We start from the raw sequence: 18075 nt of genomic DNA on the forward strand, positions 1-18075 counted from the left end.
CGAATACGTCGATCCGGCCTACACGAGCCAAACCTGCTCGTCTTGTAAACAATTGGGCAGACGCACGAAGCATCGTTTCGTGTGTCCTCACTGTGGTCTCCGGGCGCACAGCGACTTGAACGCGAGTCGGAACCTTGCCCGGATTGGCGGAACGATGGTTCCGCCAAGGGCGGCCGTAAGCACGCCTAATGTTGGAGGTGCGGATGTTGGCAACCATGTCTGCGCTTCACGATAAAGCCTGCGACTTCAGTCGCGGGTTGTTTACTCCCTCTTCATTTCGAAACGGGTTACCTTGACATCAAAAGATATAATTACAACATTTTTCGTCATGACCGCCACAGCACGTCCACGCTCCGTTCTCGGCCTTTCCCTGACTTCCGCGCTGCTGACCGCCTTTTTCTCCTTCGGAGGCCAGGCCACCGCCCAGGCAGAAGAGGAACTCTTTACCCGAAAGGAAGTTGAAACGGAAGTCCGGCGCCACATTGAGGAGAAGAGTCAGGCCAACCAAGGCGTCTTCCTCTTCCCGGATCCGGTCGAAAACCAGACGATTCCCCTCCTCTTCGATCGAGTCCGGCTGGTCCGCTCGATCTCCGGCTACGGCTACTTCGCCGCAGTCGAATTCCACGAAAAGGGCTTCGCGCCCCCGAAACCCTACGAGCTCGACTTCTGGTACAAGCCGCGCGCCAAGAAGCTGGTCCTGATGGATATCCGCATTCACAAGGTTCCGCAGAAGGAGGGCGACGGCTGGGTTCTGGTGAGCCGGCTTCCGGTCCCCTGGTGGTGGCTCCCGGTGAGTGAGCATCCTGGTCACACCGAGTACAAGCGGGCCTGGGAGGTCAAGGCCGCCATCCATGAATACCTCGCCGACAAGATTCGGGAAGGAGGCGGGATCTTCCGGATCCAGGACGAAAAGACCGGACAGGAGATCCCCTTGGAGTTCGTCGAGATCCACAACCCGGTCCGCCGCATCCCCGACAAGGACTACTTTGCCTGCACCGACTTTCGAGAAAGGGGCGAGCCGGAAAAGATCTACGACATCGACTTCTGGCTGGCCGAAAGGAACGGCAAGCTGGTCGTCGACCAGGTGAAGATCCACAAGGCCCCCGAAATGGAAGACGGACATTGGATCCAAGTCGAGCGCTACTCTTTTGACGCAGACAAGCCGATCGTCGTGCCCTAGCCGCCATTTCTTGCAAATTTCGTACCCGCGGCGGGGCGCAGGTTTCCCCCCGGAGCCGTAGGACGACAGACTATGAGAAGGGAAAACCAACTCCCAACGAAGCAGGCAGGTCCATTTTGCAAGCCGCAGGAGAACGCTTGAGGGAAAGGCAGGCTACGCCGGCAGCTCCCGGCATGCTTCCCGAAAGAGCCGCTTCTTCTCCTGTCGATCGGTCCGTTCCCGATCTCGCCCCCTACTCCTTCGCCCTCCCCGAGGAACGGATCGCGCTCTCCCCCGTCCCCGACCGGGCCGACGCCCGACTGATGCTCCTCGAGCGCCGCAATGGCTCGATCGCCCACCACCGGATTCGGGATCTCCCGGAGCTCCTCGCTCCAGGCGACCTGCTGGTGCTCAACGACTCCCGCGTGATCCCGGCCTTCCTGCCCTGCGTGGAGCCCCAGCTCTCGTTCCTCCTCCTCGAGGAGCAGGAGCCCTCCCTATGGAGAGCGCTCGCCGAACCCGCCAGGAGAGCCTCTCTCGGACGGTCGCTCCTCTTCGTCGCCGATCCCGGAACGCCCGCTGAGGAGCGGCTCGCGGCGGAAGTGGTCGAGGTCCGCTCGCGCGGGGAACGGCTCCTCCGCTTCTCCCGGCCCTTTTCGCTCGAGCGGTTCGGGAATCCCCCCTTGCCCCCCTACATCCGCAAGCGCCGCTCGGGTTTCTCTTCTTTTCCGCTCTCGGACTGGGAGCGTTATCAGACCGTTTTCGCCCGCAGCCCCGGCTCGGTGGCAGCCCCGACCGCGGGCCTCCATTTCACCCAGGAACTCCTCGCACGCCTCCCGCACGCCTTCGTCACCCTCCACGTGGGCCCCGGAACCTTCCGCCCGATCGGTCCCGAAGAGTGGCGGACCGGACGCCTCCATCCGGAACGTTTCGCCATTGCCGCAGGACTCGCCGAAGCGGCGTGGAACGCCCGCCGGATCGTGGCCGTCGGCACGACCGTCGCTCGCGTTCTCGAAAGCGTCCCCGACCTCCGCGAGCAGAACGGGACGACCGACCTCTTCCTCCGCCCCCCCTGCGCTTTTCGCCGCACCGGAGCCCTCCTCACCAACTTTCACCTCCCGCGGTCGAGCCTCTTCCTGCTCGCCTGCGCCTTCGCCGGACTCGACCTCATCCAGGAGGCCTACAGGGAGGCCGTCGCGCAGGGCTACCGCTTCTACAGCTACGGCGACGCAATGCTCATCCTCTAAGCCGCCATCTCTCACAAATTTCGTAGCCGAGGCACCGCAAATGGCCTTGGATACGAGGCGCGGCGCCGGTTTTCCCCCGGAGCGGGATGAGGACATACGGCAAGGATGGAAAACCAAGCGAGAGCGAAGCAGACGAGCCCATTATGCACGGCGCAGGAGAACGCTTCTGAGCGCAATGGCGGCTAAAGGAGGACCGAAGCCTCCGGGGCACCGCAGGCCCTGCGGAGCCGCGGCAGCAGCCGGGAGAAGCGGCGCTCGATCCGGTCGTTCTTGATCGCCGCGGCCAGCGCCCGCCACTGCCCGACCAGGACAGCCAGCCGCTTGGCACGAGTCAAGGCCGTGTAGACGAGGTTCCGCTGGAGCAGCAGGTAATGCTGCATCGCCAGCGGTAGGACCACTGCGGGAAATTCCGAGCCCTGGGACTTGTGGATCGTGACCGCGTAGGCGGGCGAGAGATCGTCGAGCTCGCCGAACTCGTAGCCGACCTCCCGCCCCTCGAAGCGGACCCGCACCAGCTGCTCCTCCGAATCGATCCCCGCCACCTCGCCGATGTCGCCGTTGAAGACCTCCTTCTGGTAGTTGTTCTTTGTTTGGAGGACCTTATCGCGCACCCGGAAGCGCCAGCCGAAACGCTCGATCTCCCCCTCGCCGGGCCGCAGCGGGTTGAGCTCCTCCTGGAGCCGCGCGTTGAGCTCGAAAACGCCCAGGCTGCCCCGGTTCATCGGGCAGAGCACCTGGATGTCGCGCAGCGGATCGAGCCCGAACTTCTTCGGAATCCGTGTCTTGACCATCTCCACGACGACTGCGGCAATCCGCTCGGGCTCCTCCCGCGACACGAAATAGAAGTCCGACTCCTCCTCTTTGGGGTGTTCCGGCAAGAGCCCCTGCCGCATCCGGTGCGCAGTGGCGACGATCCGGCTGTCCGCCGCCTGCCGGAAGATCTCGGTGAGCTCGGCCACCGGCACCACCCCGCTTCCGACGAGGTCGCGGAGCACCATCCCCGGTCCCACCGAGGGGAGCTGGTCGGCATCGCCCACGACGAGCAGGCTCGCCTCCCGCGGGAGCGCCCGGAGGAGGTGCGCGAAGAGGGGAATGTCGACCATCGAGCATTCATCGACCACGAGCAGGTCGCATTCCAGAGGCCGGTTCTCGTCCCGGGCGAACCGCCCGGTTCCCGGCTGGGTCTCGAGCAGCCGGTGAATCGTCTTAGCTTCTCTTCCCGTTGCTTCCGCGAGCCGTTTCGCCGCACGGCCCGTCGGCGCGCAGAGAAGAAGGCGCACGCCCTTGGCTCCCAGGATCAAGAGGAGGGTTCGCAGGAAGGTCGTCTTCCCGACCCCGGGGCCGCCCGTGACGACGAGCATCCGGCTATCCCGGGCGCGCCGCAGCGCCGCCTGCTGGCTAAGCGAGAGCGCTTTCCCGGTCCGCTCCTGCGCCCAGGCGAGAGCCTTGGTCCAGTCGATCGGGGGATAGCCGGGCGGGGAAGAAAGCAGGGAAGCGATCCGCTGGGCAATCCGCTCCTCGGCCCGCTGGAGATAGGGGAGAAAGGCCCAGGTCTCCCCCTCCCTATCCTCGAGCAGAAGATCCCCCTGGGCCACCGACCGCCCCAGCGCCTCCCGCAGCCGCGGCTCCGGCAGCTCGAGCAGCTTCTCCGCCCCTTCGAGCAGAAGCGGAAGCGGCAGGGCGCAGTGGCCCGACTCGGTCGCCTCCAGGAGAAGGTGGGCGAGCCCCGCGCAGGCCCGGTCGAGAGAGTCCTGCGCGATGCCGACCCGCCGGGCGATCTGATCGGCCGTCTGGAAGCCAATGCCCGGGATGTCCCGGGCGAGCCGGTAGGGCTGGGCGCGCACCGTCTCCACGGCCTCTGGACCATAGGTCCGGTAGATCCGCAGCGCCCGGCTCGTTCCCACCCCGTGGGAGTGGAGGAAGAGCATGATCTCCCGGACCAACTTCTGCTCGTTCCAGGCCTCCTTGATCCTCCCCCTTCGCTTCGGCCCGATGCCGTCGACCTCCTCGAGCCGGACCGACTCCTTCTCGATGATCTCGAGGATCTTCTCCCCGAACCGCTCGACGAGCTTCTTGGCGTAGACCGGGCCGATCCCCTTGACCATCCCGCTCCCCAAATACCGTTCGATCCCTTCCAAGGTGGTCGGCGGGGTGGTCCGGAGCGACTCCGCCCGGAACTGGAGGCCATGTTCCCGCTCCCGGACCCACCTCCCCTGGGCCGTCACCCACTCCCCGGCCCCGACCGACGGAAGCGTGCCGACGACCGGCACCAGCTCCCGCCTGCCTGCCACCTTCACCTTGAGGACGGAGAATCCGGTCTCCTCGCTGAAGAAGGTGACCCGCTCGATGAGGCCGGAAAGGCTTTCGGACGGCGGAAGGGAAGCGGCCACGGGACTCCTGAGGGAAAAGCTTGTGGCCGATCCTTCCAGAAAACCAATCATTTTTCGCGCAGCCGTCTCCTGGCCATCCCCATTCCGGCCGAGGGCGCGGGACTTCGCCGGATCCGTTCCTGGGGAGCGGATCCGGCGCGTAGGGGCGATCACATCAGGCCACGCCAGAATGAGGCGAAGAACTCGCTCGCGCGCTCGAGGACGTCCCGTCGGCGCCACTCCCGAAGGGGGACCTCCCGGCATCGGGCAATCTCATCTTCCATGATCGCCTCGGCCGTGGACGAGGTCTTTTCCCCCCGGACGATCGCATCGACTTCCTGATTGAAGAGCACGCTCCGCTCATCGAGGTTCGACGATCCGACTGCGGTCCAGCCCTCGTCGATCAGGGCCAGCTTGGCGTGGAGCACCTCCTTCGGCATCTCCCAGATACGGACCCCCGCTCGTAGGAGATCCCCATAATCGGCGCTCCCGGCGATCTCGACCTCGGGATGGTAGAGAGCCGACGGCAAAACGAGGCGCACGGCGACCCCGCGCCCAGCCGCCCGGACCAGCTCCTCGACCATCTGCCGGGTCGGCACGAAGGAGCCGGTGCAGAGATCGATCTTCCACCGCGCGGCGTGGATCGCTTCCAGAAGCTCGATGTAAAAGAGAGGCCGATTCCCCTTCGGCCCGCTTCCGATCACCCGCACCCATTCGCTCCCCGCTTTCGCGATCTTGGGGAAGTACGCCTTCGGCTCGACTGGCGGTCCATTCTGAGTCGACCAGGTGGCAAAGAAGAGCCGCTGCAGTTCCGCCACCGCAGGCCCTTCTATCCGCGCAACCAGATCGTTCCAGAGCACGTGATGAAAGTCCCGCCTTCGAACCGCACCGGGCTCCCAATGGTTCTGGTAGACCGGGTAGAGGTTGATCCCGCCCACGAATCCCACCTTACCGTCGACCACCAGGATCTTCCGATGGTCGCGCTCGTTGAGCAGATCAATCCGTAGGATCGTCCCCCCGCTCACCGGATGAAAGACCAGGACCCTCGCCCCTTCCCTTCTCAATCGCTCCAGGAAGGCATGGCCCGCCCGGTGGGAGCCGTAGCCATCCACGATCAGGTTCACCGCGACACCCGAGCGGAGCTTCTCGGTCAGGAGATCTTCGAGGCTCCTTCCCCGGACACGCACGTTCTCCAGGATATAGAATTCCAGGTTGACATGGTCCCGGGCCCCTTCCATGGCGGCAAAGAGGGTTTCCAGCATCTCCGGCCCCTCGGAGAGGAGCGAGATGCGGTTTCCCGCGCTCCCCCGGGCTGGGCCGCCCGCGCCAGCGAGCGGGCGCTGCGCCCGGCGCGCCTCCCCAGCCAGATCCTCGCCAAGAGGGATCCTCGGCACGCCTGCGCAGCCCGCCAGGACCAACAGGAGCAACCCAAGGCCCGCCAAGCCGTTCTGCCTCCTCCGGTTCGTCAACCCCATAGCGCAAAGCGACGGGATCTTTCGACCGGAGAAAGCGAAGCGCAAGAGATTTTCCCTCCCCCTGCCCATCCGCCAGCCCGAATCTGTCTATGCCTTGCACGGAGCCTTGCCCCCGCCGCCGCCTTCGCCTAAGGTTGCCCAACGGGATGCGGAGATCCCGGGGGCCACCCAAGGCCTTCCCGCTCCCCAACGCGAGGGTCCCGTAGCTCAGCAGGACAGAGCAGCGCTTTCCTAAAGCGTAGGTCGGCCGTTCGAATCGGCCCGGGACCAACCAGATATAAAGACGCAATCCTGCCTGGTAGAAGCCCTAGGGAAGCCCACTTGTTAAGAACAGATGTATAACGATTGATACGCAAAAAGGGGGGTAGAGACGTATGGATTCCGGCAACATTCCGGCAACATTCCGGCAACGCTTCGAGCCTCGACGCCGCGCTTCGGGTAGGCTGGGGCCATCGGGATTTGCGCCGTTTGCGCCATCGACTTTGACTAGTCTCTTACCTAAGGGGTTAAAACAAGAACAAGAGAGGCAGCGCGGAAGACGGAAGCGGAAGGCGTGAAAAAGCTTTTTTCTTAGCTAAAGAGTAGCAAAAAAAACGGCGCAAACGGCGCACATGGCGCGGGACGTTGATGCTCAATGGGTTAGGGTGCGCCGTTTCTGCGCCATGTTGCGCCATGTTTGATGGAAACGGCGCAAAAACGTCACTCGGCAAAGGCTTGGTCGATCTTTCGCGCCTCGTCCCCGCTATTGAGAATGCGTTATCCGTTGACGGTGGTGGTGCAGGGATTCCGGGAAGCTTTCGGAACGTCTCGGAACGTCGGTCGATTTTCCCGATCCTTCCCGCTCCGCAGGCTAAGATGGTAGAGAATGATAGGTAGGCTGGCAGTCCGGGCTATGAGCTATCTCACGCCCGCAGAGCAGCGTCAACGCCTTGGACTTACTTCGCACAAGCGGCGAGGCCATAGCGCGCCCGGCATGCTGTTGGCTTACGAGTAAGGCCGCGGTGAAGACGTCCGGGAACGTCGGCCGGGAATGGGCGATGGACGGAGGCTTACGAGTAAGACGGCGTAGGGCCGGAGCCACGGATCTCTCCAGAGCGTATGGCCTTATCAGTAAGACGGCGGCAAGGGGTAGGGGGCTTATTGATACCGCATTATCAGCCGCTATTGATAACGCATTATCACGCCCTCTCTGCCGCCCTGGCACCTGCGCGTTTTCGCGCAGGGGTTTGGGGCGCGCGCCGCGCCGGAAGTGAGTGCCCCCTGCTCGCCCCGCCCCCATGAAAAATTTTCTCCTTGGCCAACCAGGGGTAGGTGCGCTCTCTCTTACCAGTAATGTTGACGAAGCCCGTTCCTTGTTTTACAGTCGCTCCATGCGCTTATTGATGTCGTCCGCCGCGAAGGCCATCTACAGGCAGCTGTTGAAGACATGTCAAACTGACCGCTTTGGTAACAAGTGATCTGACCGCTCGGGGTATTGGATTGTTCTTTCCTTTGGGGTTCTTGCCCTTGCCCCGGGGCAAGGGCAAAGTTCTGCTCTTCTTTTAAGCCGCCTTGGTTTGCTGTAGCTCCAGCGGCTTGCCCTCCGAGTCGTACCAGCCGACGATCCGGTGGCCGTACCGGACGCTGAGGTTGCCGTCGAGATGCTCACAGACCCGGACGCGGCATTTGGCCAAGCCGCTGCGCCAGCTTTGGGGCAAGATCTGGAGCTTCTTCCGCCCCCAGTGGACCGTGTTGTCGTTGCCGACGATTCGGTCGTCCTGAACGCAGAGGATCCCATCCAGGTCGGCTCCCCCGGCCGGGATAAAGGCGCTCTCCTCTTCCTTGGGCTTTACGGCCAGGGTGCGGTTATGCCAGGGAAGAAACTTCTTCCGGATGTACTCGTTGGCCGCTTCCAGGGTCTGAATGCCCGCGGCCTGGATCTCCCGCGGCAACCGCCCCTGCCAGGTGCCGAAGAAGCGCTCCATCCGTCCTCGGCCCTGTGGACAGTAGCTGGGAATGTGCTCGATGCCCAACTGCGCCAGCGCCCGGCCGACCTGCGTCAACTGCTCTCGGTCTACCCCTTTTCCCGCCTCGGGCGTGTGGAAAAAATGGCTGCCCCGGTCGGTGTAGAGGCTGCAAAAAAGCCCCTCTTTCTCAATGACGCTCCGTAAGCCCGAAAGGATCGCTTTGGTCCCTTCCTCCTCGCATAAAAAGGCCTCGTAGACTTCGCTGGTCGCATCGTCCACAAAGGCGATCAGATCCGGCTGCCATCCCAACCCCGGAATCCAATCATGAGTGCTCCCGTCCACATGCAATAACATCCCCCGCATCGGCCTCCGCTCTCGCTCCAGCCGATGAACCCGCCCCCGCTTCCGCTTCGGCAGCAACCCAGCCGCCTGCAACGCACACTTGACCCAGGAATAGCTCAACTCAATCCCATGCTCCTCCCGAAGCTTCTCGTGAAAATGCCGCCCGTTCCATCCCTCGTAGCGCTCCCGATAGAGCCCAAGTACCTTCTCCACCGTCTCCATCGGCACCCTCCGCGGACTCGGCCTCCGCTTCCTCCGATCAAAAAGCCCGTCGTATCCCCAAATCCGGTACCGAGCGCGCCACCGCCAAAGGGTCCGAGGACTCCATTCCAAAATCTCCGCCGCATCCAACCAACTGATCCGCTTGGCCATCGCCCGCATGATCACCTCCTGAACTTTCATGACCCGCCATCCCTCCGCTTCGCCAAAGCCGTCCATACCCCCATCTCATGGACCCTCCAGCCCCCAATACCCAAGCGGTCACTTCATCTGTCCTCGCGGCGGTCACTTCACTTGCTTACGACAGCCTTCATCGCCGCTGCCTTGGATCAGGCGGCCTCTTCGAAAAAGAGCGAACCCAGCGCGCGCATAGCTTCCGGGATCGCGCAGGGCAGCGAACCCGGCGACCGAGAGGCCGCCGCCGAAGTCAAAGCGAATTTCCTTCCGCCAGAGGCGCGGCAGGCCGGCCGAGTCCCCTGCATAGGGCGCATGCAGGATTCTAGGCTCCTCGTAGGTGAGTGTCTCGTCGCCGAGCTGCAGCTCCAGCAGGCCATCTCGAATGAAAACTCGGTAGATGTCGGTCAGATGCTCCTTGATCTTTCCGATCGTCTTCTTGATAGGCACGTGATGCAGATCTTCCAGGACGACTTCCGTGAAGTGCTGGCCGGGATCAGCTGGGGCCTCCGTGATGTCGAGCTCCTCAATTTGATCGTGGACGATGCGGTCAATGTCGAACCGCACCGTGCGCTCGACGCCCTCGCCCAGCGCCTTCGTTCGCACATGCCACCGTGGGGCGAACCAGCATGCTGCGCTCTTCATTCCCATGCCGAACTCGCAGAGCCCGGTCCTATTGGGCGGCAGGGCAGCCGGGCGGAATGCTCTGAGGAAATCCTGCGCTGCGATGCCGGCTGCGGTATCCTTGATCGAAATTCTGCCGGGCGGATCAGCGTCGATGTCAATGCGCACATGAAGCATGCAGGCTTGGCCGTGCAGCGCCTTTAGCGCCTCGCCTTGATCAAGAAAGCTCTGCACGGCGTTGTCCACGAACTCGGCGAGCGCAAACCAAGGCTTATAGTTGAGGTGCCTGAGAACGGATAGGACGCTGACCCCCGGTCGTATGCTTATCTTCTCGATTTTGCAGGAAACCGGCTTAGCCGACATGGACCATCTCTCGTCTTGCAGCTGCACTCCCCCGCTGCGGCGGTTCCTTAACCCAAGCCGGACGCTGCTCGTCCGCATCAAGATGCGCTGCAAGCGGATGATGGAAGATAGCATTCACGACCTCATGCTTGAAGGCAACGCCCAGCGCCTTGCCCTGGCCGGGCGGGAATGTGAGAACACGCAGGCTCCTTAAGCCCGAAGCGTGCTCCATTCGTGGACAGACAGGCGCCGCTGCCTCCTGGGCGGCCAGGCGCGAATAGCTCGTGGTCGCGACAGGAGAGGCCTCCGTGGTGGAGCGATTGGCGGGATTGGCCAATTCGCCGATCGGGTTCAGGAGCCGCCAGACATCGCGAGCCGGATCCTCGCGGCTGCCTCCGAACTTTTGGCGTCTGGGCGGGAAGCTCTTCATAGAGCGTAGGATAGAAGCGAGCCGCGCTCAATGGCAAGCGTCATGGCGGCAAATGGTGCAAATGATGCAAACACGTCAAGCAATTGCTGCCAAAATGAATCAGACTTCTGCTTTAGCGCCGCGCGCTCGAGCGTTCACTAAAGCCTGCTTCTTCGGCTCTCCCTTTGTGCGTCCTTCCTCATGAGGCTTTGAGCCAGCCACGCCGGCGCCAGATGCCGGTCTGGGTGCTTCCGGCTGGAGCAGTGGCCACCGGGCTGGCTTTCCCTAGGACATGGCAGCCGGGGAAGCTCAGTTGCGGTCCAGGCCTGCGATTGCTCCGGCGCAATCACATGCCCCGCGTGAGATCGAGCACTCGGCGGCAAAATTCCTTCAGCTCCTCGATGCTGGTCTCTTCGGCAGGGTCTCCGTGCACGGCGGCGTGGCTGTGGCCGCGGGAGTATTCGTTGATGTCGCGCAGGGTTTCGAGCGCCCCTTTGTACGGGTGCGTGTCAGGGGCCTTCTTGTCGAGAATGCGGATGATCTCCTCAAGGCTGGCTGCCTGGCCAAACAGCTCGGGATCGCCCCTGCGGTAAAAATCCTCGCAAACGGTGCGCAGGCGCGTTCTGATGTAGGCGGGCGCAAGCGGCTCGCCCTCCAGGAATTCCTCAATCTTGGCGCGCTCGGTGATATGCCGAGGCTGCGTCTCCGCCACGATGTCATGCCTCGCAATCGTCGTGATGCCCGGCGCGCCGGCTTGCAGCGCCAGCGATGAGATCATCGTGTGGTCGATCTTGTCCCAAAGCAGGCGCAGGAATCGCTTCTCGTGCGACAGCACGATTACCTGCAGCGCCCGTCCGCACAGCTTCTTGATTTCAATCGCGGTGCATTGCCGGCGGAAGTGGTCTAGGCTGGTGAAAGGATCGTCAAGCACGATGATGGTTTCGCTTATCTTCGGATCGGCATTGGCTTTTGCCAGAAAGAGCCCAAGAGCAAGGGTGGACTTGTCCCCGGCGCTGAGCGTGTTGCGGAAGCTCGGCTTGTCGAGCTCGCCAGCCCCGCTGCGCGGGGATACTGCGACTTCTCGGATCAGGATGTTGTAGTTGGCCGACGGCTCCTTGGTGCGATAATCCGGCTCGCGGTAATCGATCCTGAATCCGGCAGCTAGGCGCCGCAAATATTCGTTGATAGCCGCGCCGAGATCGGTCGTGATGGCCCGGCCGTGCTCATCCAGCTCTTTCCGGACCGCCGCCTTTTCTTTGGTGATCGCCTCTCTTTTGGATTGGCATCCACTCAACCTTTGAGCCAGCGCCACGATATCCTGCTCGTGGCGTCGCTTGGTCGCCTGGAGAAGCTTCAGCTCGTCCTCAAGCTCCGGCAGCGTGGCCGGGTCGATCGAATCCTTGAGCTTCTTGATCGCAGCGAGGAGCAGCTTGATCTTGGCGTTGATCGCCCCGATCTCGGCTTGTCCCGCATCCCAGGCGGCAAGGGCCTGGTTCGCTTCCGGCCCACAAATCGCTTCTGTCAGGTTTGCCTGCTTCCTGGCGAGCAAGGCATCGAGACGGGCGGCCGCCTCCTCCACCTGCGCGATGAGGGTCTTGGGATCATCAATAACTGGCGGATCAAGCTTAGCGGCCTCCTGCCAGTAGCGGAAATGCCCTGCGTTCTGCTCGGCAAGGCGCGAGACCGTTTGCCGAAAATCTCCGGCTCTATACCGCGCGAGCGTGTCGCGGGCTTTCCTGACCGACTCCCCGACTGTCTTGTACGCCTCGCTAAAAAACGCCTTGTAGGCATCGACGAGCGAACGATCTGCGAGGCGCTGGCCACAGAACGGGCATGAATCGCCCTGGACGAAGGCCATGCCGGCTTCGAGCCAGCTTTCATGCGGAAGGCCGCCGCTCTTCGGATTGCATTCGTGCGCGGCAATGTGCGCACGGACGCTGGCAAGCGCGGCTTCGGCAATTGCATCAATGGATTGGGCAAGCAAGCCGCGCATCTTCGCGGTTTCGGTCGAAACGGGAAGCAGCGAGGGCTCTGCCGCGGCCTTCAGCTCCTTGGCGCGGCGCGCGCGCTGCGCTTCATTGTCCTTTGCGGCAATTGCCGCATCGATGTCCGAGCGAGCTTCGAGCGCGAGGAAAGCATCCGGCCGCATGGCTGGAGCAAGGCCAAGCGTGCGGATGACGGCCTCGAGCTCGGATTCCACGGCCTTGATGGCATCGTTGTTTTCGCGGTTCTGGGCGTCAAGCTCGACAAGCCGCCGGATCAGCCGCACGCCCTCCTCGCCAACGACAAGTTCGTGCTGCTTTTTGAGGTGGTCAGTGGAAACGGTATCGCCCGAGAACACATTTTCATTAATGAAGACGCTGTCGTAGACGACGATGCGCGGACGAACTCCGGTCCAGGCGCCGTTTTCGAAGATGGCGTTCTGCGTAGAAAAGCGCAGCACGACTTTCGCAGGCGCATCGGAAGCGAGGGTCCTGCGGCCCGCCAATATCGCAGGATCGTTCGTCGTCAGGGAGCGTAGGATGTCGGCAAGGGTGGACTTGCCCCAACCATTCTCGCCGAAAATAAGGGTGCAGCGGTCGAAGGTCGCACCATGGGTCGGCTTTGCCGTCTCGAACCGGCCGATGCCTTGGATCAGCTTGATCTCTTTGAGCATGGAGGAGCTCGCTTGCGCTTATGGTGAGAGAACCAGCGACTGCCAAAGGGAGACAGCAGCAGGGGACGCCTCGACCGCAATGAGCCGCTGATGAATGAGTCCAACTGCCCGCCTTGCGGCGTCGGGCTTGGGTTCTCCGCTCCAGAACAGCGCCTGCTCCACGAAGCTGGGCCAGCCGGGGAAGATTGTGAGGCCGATGCCGAAGCTGTTGGCCCATTGGTTGAGCGCGTTCACGTCCAGCGGCTGCTGGGCGCCGGAGACCACGACCATGGCTGCTTCCCGGACCCCCATGTCCACGCACTTCTTTCCGAATATCAGCACGTCGTGCATGGCGACCGGCTTGTCGCGAACCTCGATTGCCTTTTCCCAGACGTTCGGATCGCCGATGGAACGGACGCAGACATCGCCAGGGTATTTGCGGCTTGGGTCGTTGATGCGGCCGCTCACCACCCGCTCGGGTCCTGCAAAGACATCCATGAGCCCCGCCACGACCGCCTGCGCTCTACGGCCTCCTTCAGAGTTCTCATTCACAAGTCGCATGATCGCCAGAACAAGCTGATCGGGCGTGACGCTGGAGCGATCCTCGAGCTTCGTGTAGCGCGTCTGATATCGCCGGCGAACCGCGATGAAGGCGCGCAGGGCTTCGCGAGCGGGCTTTTCGTCATCGAGCGCAGAGAGCTCGCGAACGAGCTTCCGCGTGTAATCAAAGGCCTCCTGGTCGCTGACGGGCGTGGCATCATCTAGGCGCGTCATTCGGAAGTAAGGCTGGTTGTTCAGCGGCTCACGTCCAGTGACGCCAATGCTAAACCCAAGCTCAGCCGCGAGCGGGACAAGCACTTTGTGGCAAAGGGTGCGTGCCGAGAAGGCGTTAGGATTGCCGATGGAATGCTTCGGCTTGATAGCAAAAAGATCAGCACGGCGATCAACAGCCTTGGCGAGCATCGCGGTCGCGAGAAACGCGATGTGGGTGGCCGGCGCGCCTTCAGCACAAAGCCGGGAAAGCCTCTCGACCTTCTCAACCCAGGCGGCGTCCAGCAGTCCGGATTCCGATGCCTTTGCCGCCTCGCGCACGATCCGAGCGGCTATGCTTTTATCAATTTTCACTGCGCGTGCTCTCTGGCGGCGTCAGCTCGAGGAGGTCGCCGGGCTGGCAGCCAAGGACGCGGCATATTTTCTCGATCGTGCTAAGTCGGGTGTTGTAATTGTCACGTGACGCGAGGGACTCTATCGTGGGCCGCGCAAGGCCCGTGAGCTTGGCAAGGAGATCATACGTCATGCGCTCGCCGGTTCGGCGGCGATAATCCTGCATGGCTTCGCGAACTTTGACCCGCAGCACGTTTTTTTCAAAAACTGTATTGACAATACAAGCTCTGTTCAGTATGCGACTGCATGTGAGCATATTTCATCGAGTCGATCCAGCCTATATGGAAGAGTGGCAGCATGGCCGCGTGTCGACCAACCGCGATTAGCCTGTACACCGGAGTCGGTGGGCTCGACTTCGGCTTTGAAGCTGCCGGGTTCGACACGGTGGCGGCGGTCGAGCTGGACCCGGTGGCATGCAGGACAGTGCGTCTCAATCGCCCGCAGTGGGGCGTGCTCGAAGGCGATATCCACGGCATTTCATCGGAAGAGATTTTGGCGACGGCTGGGCTTCATGCCGGAGAGCCTGATGTACTGATCGGCGGCCCGCCTTGCCAGCCTTTCTCAAAATCATCCTATTGGGTCAGCGGCGACACGCTGCGCCTGGGCGACCCGCGTGCGGAGACTCTGGCGGCCTATCTTCGCGTGGTGCGGGACTCCCTGCCGAAGGCCTTCCTGCTCGAGAACGTCTACGGCCTTGTGTACAAGGGAAAGGATGAAGGGCTGCAGCACCTGCTTGAAGGCATTGAGCAGATCAACCGCGAGGTGGGCACGCGGTACACGGTCGCATGGAAGATGCTCAACGCCGCCGATTATGGCGTGCCGCAAATCCGCGAGCGCGTTTTCCTGATCGGAAGCCGGGAGGGCATTTCCTTTCAGTTTCCGGAGCCAACGCACTGCTCGAAGGAAGAGAACACGCTGGGAGACGCGCGCGAGCCGCATCGAACTGCGTGGGACGCAATCGGTGACCTAGCCCGGTTGTCGAATGATGCGTCGCTCCGTGTTGGCGGCAAGTGGGGCGACCTTCTGCCGACGATCCCAGAAGGAAAGAACTATCTGTGGCACACCAATCGCGGCGGCGGCTCGCAGCTTTTCGGATGGCGCACCCGCTACTGGAGCTTCCTGCTGAAGCTGGCGAAGGATCAGCCTTCATGGACGATCCAGGCGCAGCCGGGATCTGCGATAGGGCCGTTCCACTGGTGCAGCCGCAAGCTCTCAATTGCCGAAATGTGCCGCCTTCAGACCTTCCCCGATGGGCTAAAGCTCGACTGTGGCCGTGCCGATGCGCAAAGGATGATTGGCAATGCGGTGCCCTCCCTCCTTGCGGAGGTGCTTGCGCGTGAAATCCGGCGGCAGCTCCTCGGCGACACAGGCGACCTTGGCCCGCTGAAGCTTCTGCCACCAATGCGGCGGCCGATACCTGAGCCGGAGCCCGTCAAGCCTCTGCCTGCAAAGTATCTGCGATACATCGGCGATCATGCCGACCATCCGGGAGAGGGGCGCTTGTCCTCACGGAAGAAAGGTCAGCGAGATCTGGTGGCTAGCGAGCCGTCCTTGCTTTTTGCTTCTGGGGCTGACTGATCATCGCCATCGGCGAGGAACGCAGCAATGCGCGGCCTGATTGCTTCTCCCCCTGCCACTTCGCACTCCCAAAGCACTAGAATGTCCCATCCAAGGCGCTTTAGCGGCCATTTCTCACCAGTACGAGCTTTCGGGCGAGAGAGGTGCCGGTTGAGTCGCTTGCGAGGAGTTTCGGCCGCGCAGAGCTTCTGGTGAGGCAGGATCGAGCAAGATTTTCATTTGATTTGCCTTAACGCGAGCACTGCAAAGCGCAAAAAGCCGGTTGTGGAGCAAGGCTCCGCCTGGTCGTAGGCTTTGCGGAAGGAACAGAACTGCGGTTTTGAGAGATGCTCAGCAACGCAGGACCCGGAAGGCGTGGGTAAAGAGGCTCTTCCAAGGATAGGCGCTGCTCATCGAGAGGAAGACGCGGCGGACGCTGACTCGGACCAGCGTGCCGATCTTAAAGAGCTTGAGCCGGAGGGTGTCGACCTGGGCCTCGGCCCAGTCCGTTCCTCGCAGAGCCAGCCGTCGCAGCGCTTCGACCAGGGTGTAAGCAAGAGCCGAGAAGTAGAGGCGAAGTTGGTTGCTGGCCATTTGCGCGGTCGAGAGCCGGTCGGCAAAGAGGTAGAGTTGTTCCTTAATCCGATTCTCCATGTCGCCACGAGCACAGTAGAGCTTCTCGTAAAGGTTTTGGGCGGGCCACTCCTCGGTGGAGAGAGAGGTCACGACAAAGCGCGGATTCTCCCCTCTTTCCAGGTACTCGGCTTTGGCGACCACCCGGCGCTCCCTCGACCAGCTGCTCAAGGTGCGGTAGGCAAACTCGGTAAAGAAGCGGGCCGGCTTGCCACTCGACTCGTGCAGACGACGGGCTTGCTCCATCGACCCCTGAATGGTCCGGCACAAGCGCTCGTTGCGGGCCAAGCCGAAGAGGTAGTCGACTTGATNGGCTTCGCACCAAGCCATGATCTCTTCCCGGCAGAAGCCCGAATCGGCCCGGAGCACGATCCGGACTCCGGGCCAACGGGTACGGAGTTGTTCCACGATCCGGCTCACCTCCGTAAGGGAGCCCGCCGACGCATCCTGGTTCGATGGCCGAAGCCGGACGCCAAGGAGTTGATCGCCAGCAAAGATGTAGAGCGGCAAATAGCAGTAGGAGTCGTAGTAACCATGGAAGAAGCGCTCCGGCTGATGTCCGTAAAGGGGGATGTCGGTCGCATCCAGATCGAGAACCACCTCCTCAGGGGGCTGGGGATGCGATTCGAGGTAGAGATCGACCAGAAGACGGTCAATCGCTTCGGCCGAGTAGTCGATCTTGTGGTAGCGCTCGCTTCGACCCACAAGCTCCAGCCGGTTGAGCGTGCTCTTGCCCGCCAGATCCTCTTCCAGATCGCTTTTCCCGCTCAGGAGAGCAACCAACGGATCGGTCCGCAACTGCTCATGGTCGTTGAGGTCTTCGTAGCCCATCGCAATCCCGAAGATGCGCTGGGCAAGCATCTCCCGTACCCGATGCACAATGCGTTTCGGATGGCGTCGATCCCGAAAGCAGCCCTCCAGCCGTCTTAACAAACCGATCTTCCGATCCGCTTCCCGCAACAGAATTGCGCCCCCATCGCTGGAGATCCGACCCGCGGTAAATCCCGCTTCCACCCGTCGCGAAAAATGCGCTGTAAACCCAAAAGTCTCTTGGCTACACTCTGTCATGGAAGGCCGTTTCTTTTTTCTGGTTGTAGTAACGTCTTCTTAACGCACTTATACCAGGGAAAGACGGCCTTTCCTATGCCCTTTTGCGAACTTTTTTGCCTTCCGCTATGCCCGCTATTGGTGAGATATCGGGGTTAGGGCAGCCATTGCTTGGGTGTCGCGCCATTGATTCCGCTTGAGCTTGGGGAGCCAGTAATTGAGCCGGGACCTCGGCATGCGAGCAAGGCGGCATCCTGCGTGCTGATGCCAGAAGCAGCCGTGCACGAGAATCGCCTTGCGCAATCTCGGGAAAACAAGATCGGGCGTGCCGGGAAGGTCGGCCCGATGAAGCCTGAAGCGATAGCCAAGCTGGTGCGCAAGGCGCCGCACGACAAGCTCTGGCTTGGTATCCACTTTGCGGATGCGCCGCATGTGTGCGCTGCGCTCTTCCGGAGACAGTCGGTCAGGCATCGCAAGGTCCAGCCAACGTAAAAGCGAGATGCTCTGTAAAGATCCAATTGCTGGCTAACCTGACTTCCTTTGAGCAGCGGTGCACCTCTTGGGGGATCTTTCGAAATGGATGTTTGCAAGTTATGGCAGCAGAACGTTAAGACTTTGTCGTTCTGCCTACATGGCCCATTGAAGTGGACGAGCGAGGAGCGGGAGCAGGGCTGAGTTTTGGAAGCCATAGGTTGATTTCGGCGGGAATTTTGGAGAAGATTACGCTTCAAGG

The 18075-nt window shown here is 62.0% G+C and carries 14 protein-coding genes and 1 tRNA gene; 5 read left to right on the plus strand and 10 right to left on the minus strand.

Features of this window, described 5'->3' with window-relative positions:
• The 3 genes from A37A_RS18865 to queA form a co-directional block, all read left to right on the plus strand.
• On the plus strand, positions 1 to 235 hold a 235-nt coding region (locus tag A37A_RS18865), incomplete at its 5' end, for a zinc ribbon domain-containing protein (RefSeq protein WP_155996587.1).
• Positions 236 to 328: 93 nt separating this feature from the next.
• A complete protein-coding gene (locus A37A_RS0102480; RefSeq protein ID WP_018289962.1) occupies positions 329 to 1180 on the plus strand; it encodes a hypothetical protein in 852 nt (283 codons plus the stop codon).
• 173 nt (positions 1181 to 1353) lie between these two features.
• Positions 1354 to 2406 (plus strand): tRNA preQ1(34) S-adenosylmethionine ribosyltransferase-isomerase QueA, encoded by a 1053-nt coding sequence (gene queA / locus A37A_RS15315; protein WP_018289963.1) that lies wholly within the window; start codon positions 1354 to 1356, stop codon positions 2404 to 2406.
• A gap of 182 nt (positions 2407 to 2588) precedes the next feature.
• On the opposite strand, the gene A37A_RS15320 is transcribed toward queA, so the two are convergent.
• Both A37A_RS15320 and A37A_RS15325 read right to left on the minus strand, forming a co-directional pair.
• Positions 2589 to 4847, minus strand: a complete 2259-nt coding sequence (locus A37A_RS15320) for an ATP-dependent RecD-like DNA helicase (RefSeq protein ID WP_155996434.1) — start codon at positions 4845 to 4847, stop codon at positions 2589 to 2591.
• 98 nt (positions 4848 to 4945) lie between these two features.
• Positions 4946 to 6250, minus strand: a complete 1305-nt coding sequence (locus tag A37A_RS15325) for a phosphatidylserine/phosphatidylglycerophosphate/cardiolipin synthase family protein (protein ID WP_018289965.1) — start codon at positions 6248 to 6250, stop codon at positions 4946 to 4948.
• 196 nt (positions 6251 to 6446) lie between these two features.
• Between A37A_RS15325 and A37A_RS0102500 the strand changes: the two genes are divergently transcribed.
• Positions 6447 to 6520: transfer RNA gene (locus A37A_RS0102500), tRNA-Arg, on the plus strand.
• A 1271-nt stretch (positions 6521 to 7791) separates the two neighbouring features.
• Here the strand turns inward: A37A_RS0102500 and A37A_RS0102505 are convergent.
• From A37A_RS0102505 to A37A_RS0102530, 6 genes are all read right to left on the minus strand, one after another.
• Positions 7792 to 8940 carry an ISNCY family transposase gene (locus tag A37A_RS0102505; RefSeq protein WP_231363733.1) on the minus strand — a complete coding sequence of 383 codons (1149 nt, stop codon included), beginning with the start codon at positions 8938 to 8940 and terminating at the stop codon, positions 7792 to 7794.
• A 102-nt stretch (positions 8941 to 9042) separates the two neighbouring features.
• Complete coding sequence (locus A37A_RS15330) at positions 9043 to 9918, minus strand: ATP-binding protein (RefSeq protein ID WP_018289968.1); 876 nt, start codon at positions 9916 to 9918, stop codon at positions 9043 to 9045.
• The gene (locus A37A_RS20440; RefSeq protein ID WP_018289969.1) at positions 9908 to 10327 is read right to left on the minus strand and encodes a hypothetical protein; all 420 of its coding nucleotides are present in this window, start codon (positions 10325 to 10327) and stop codon (positions 9908 to 9910) included. Before A37A_RS20440 ends, A37A_RS15330 begins: the two co-directional genes overlap by 11 nt.
• 325 nt (positions 10328 to 10652) lie before the next feature.
• On the minus strand, positions 10653 to 12962 hold the full coding sequence (locus A37A_RS0102520; protein WP_018289970.1) for an AAA family ATPase: 2310 nt from the start codon (positions 12960 to 12962) through the stop codon (positions 10653 to 10655).
• An 18-nt stretch (positions 12963 to 12980) separates the two neighbouring features.
• The gene (locus tag A37A_RS0102525) at positions 12981 to 14066 is read right to left on the minus strand and encodes a restriction endonuclease, SacI family (RefSeq protein ID WP_018289971.1); all 1086 of its coding nucleotides are present in this window, start codon (positions 14064 to 14066) and stop codon (positions 12981 to 12983) included.
• Entirely contained in the window at positions 14056 to 14298 is a 243-nt protein-coding gene (locus tag A37A_RS0102530) for a helix-turn-helix transcriptional regulator (RefSeq protein WP_018289972.1), read from the minus strand. The genes A37A_RS0102525 and A37A_RS0102530 overlap by 11 nt, the downstream gene beginning before the upstream one ends.
• Positions 14299 to 14402: 104 nt before the next feature.
• On the opposite strand from A37A_RS0102530, the gene A37A_RS0102535 reads away from it, so the two are divergent.
• On the plus strand, positions 14403 to 15683 hold the full coding sequence (locus A37A_RS0102535; protein WP_018289973.1) for a DNA cytosine methyltransferase: 1281 nt from the start codon (positions 14403 to 14405) through the stop codon (positions 15681 to 15683).
• 330 nt (positions 15684 to 16013) lie between these two features.
• On the opposite strand, the gene A37A_RS0102540 is transcribed toward A37A_RS0102535, so the two are convergent.
• Together A37A_RS0102540 and A37A_RS0102545 are read right to left on the minus strand one after the other, a co-directional pair.
• Entirely contained in the window at positions 16014 to 17363 is a 1350-nt protein-coding gene (locus A37A_RS0102540) for an IS1380 family transposase (RefSeq protein WP_026195604.1), read from the minus strand.
• A 114-nt stretch (positions 17364 to 17477) separates the two neighbouring features.
• Positions 17478 to 17813, minus strand: coding sequence for a very short patch repair endonuclease (locus tag A37A_RS0102545; RefSeq protein WP_018289975.1), 336 nt, complete (start codon positions 17811 to 17813; stop codon positions 17478 to 17480).
• Between the last annotated feature and the right edge of the window lie 262 nt (positions 17814 to 18075).

It is taken from the genome of Verrucomicrobium sp. 3C (assembly GCF_000379365.1).
Classification (GTDB): domain Bacteria; phylum Verrucomicrobiota; class Verrucomicrobiia; order Methylacidiphilales; family Methylacidiphilaceae; genus Methylacidimicrobium.

Excerpts from the sequence above, each read along its gene's own strand:
- A37A_RS0102480 (WP_018289962.1), top strand. The coding sequence starts at position 329 with ATGACCGCCACAGCACGTCCACGCTCCGTTCTCGGCCTTTCCCTGACT.
- queA (WP_018289963.1), top strand. The coding sequence starts at position 1,354 with ATGCTTCCCGAAAGAGCCGCTTCTTCTCCTGTCGATCGGTCCGTTCCC.
- A37A_RS15320 (WP_155996434.1), bottom strand. The coding sequence starts at position 4,847 with ATGATTGGTTTTCTGGAAGGATCGGCCACAAGCTTTTCCCTCAGGAGT.
- A37A_RS15325 (WP_018289965.1), bottom strand. The coding sequence starts at position 6,250 with ATGGGGTTGACGAACCGGAGGAGGCAGAACGGCTTGGCGGGCCTTGGG.
- A37A_RS0102505 (WP_231363733.1), bottom strand. The coding sequence starts at position 8,940 with ATGAAAGTTCAGGAGGTGATCATGCGGGCGATGGCCAAGCGGATCAGT.
- A37A_RS15330 (WP_018289968.1), bottom strand. The coding sequence starts at position 9,918 with ATGTCGGCTAAGCCGGTTTCCTGCAAAATCGAGAAGATAAGCATACGA.
- A37A_RS20440 (WP_018289969.1), bottom strand. The coding sequence starts at position 10,327 with ATGAAGAGCTTCCCGCCCAGACGCCAAAAGTTCGGAGGCAGCCGCGAG.
- A37A_RS0102520 (WP_018289970.1), bottom strand. The coding sequence starts at position 12,962 with ATGCTCAAAGAGATCAAGCTGATCCAAGGCATCGGCCGGTTCGAGACG.
- A37A_RS0102535 (WP_018289973.1), top strand. The coding sequence starts at position 14,403 with ATGGCCGCGTGTCGACCAACCGCGATTAGCCTGTACACCGGAGTCGGT.
- A37A_RS0102545 (WP_018289975.1), bottom strand. The coding sequence starts at position 17,813 with ATGCCTGACCGACTGTCTCCGGAAGAGCGCAGCGCACACATGCGGCGC.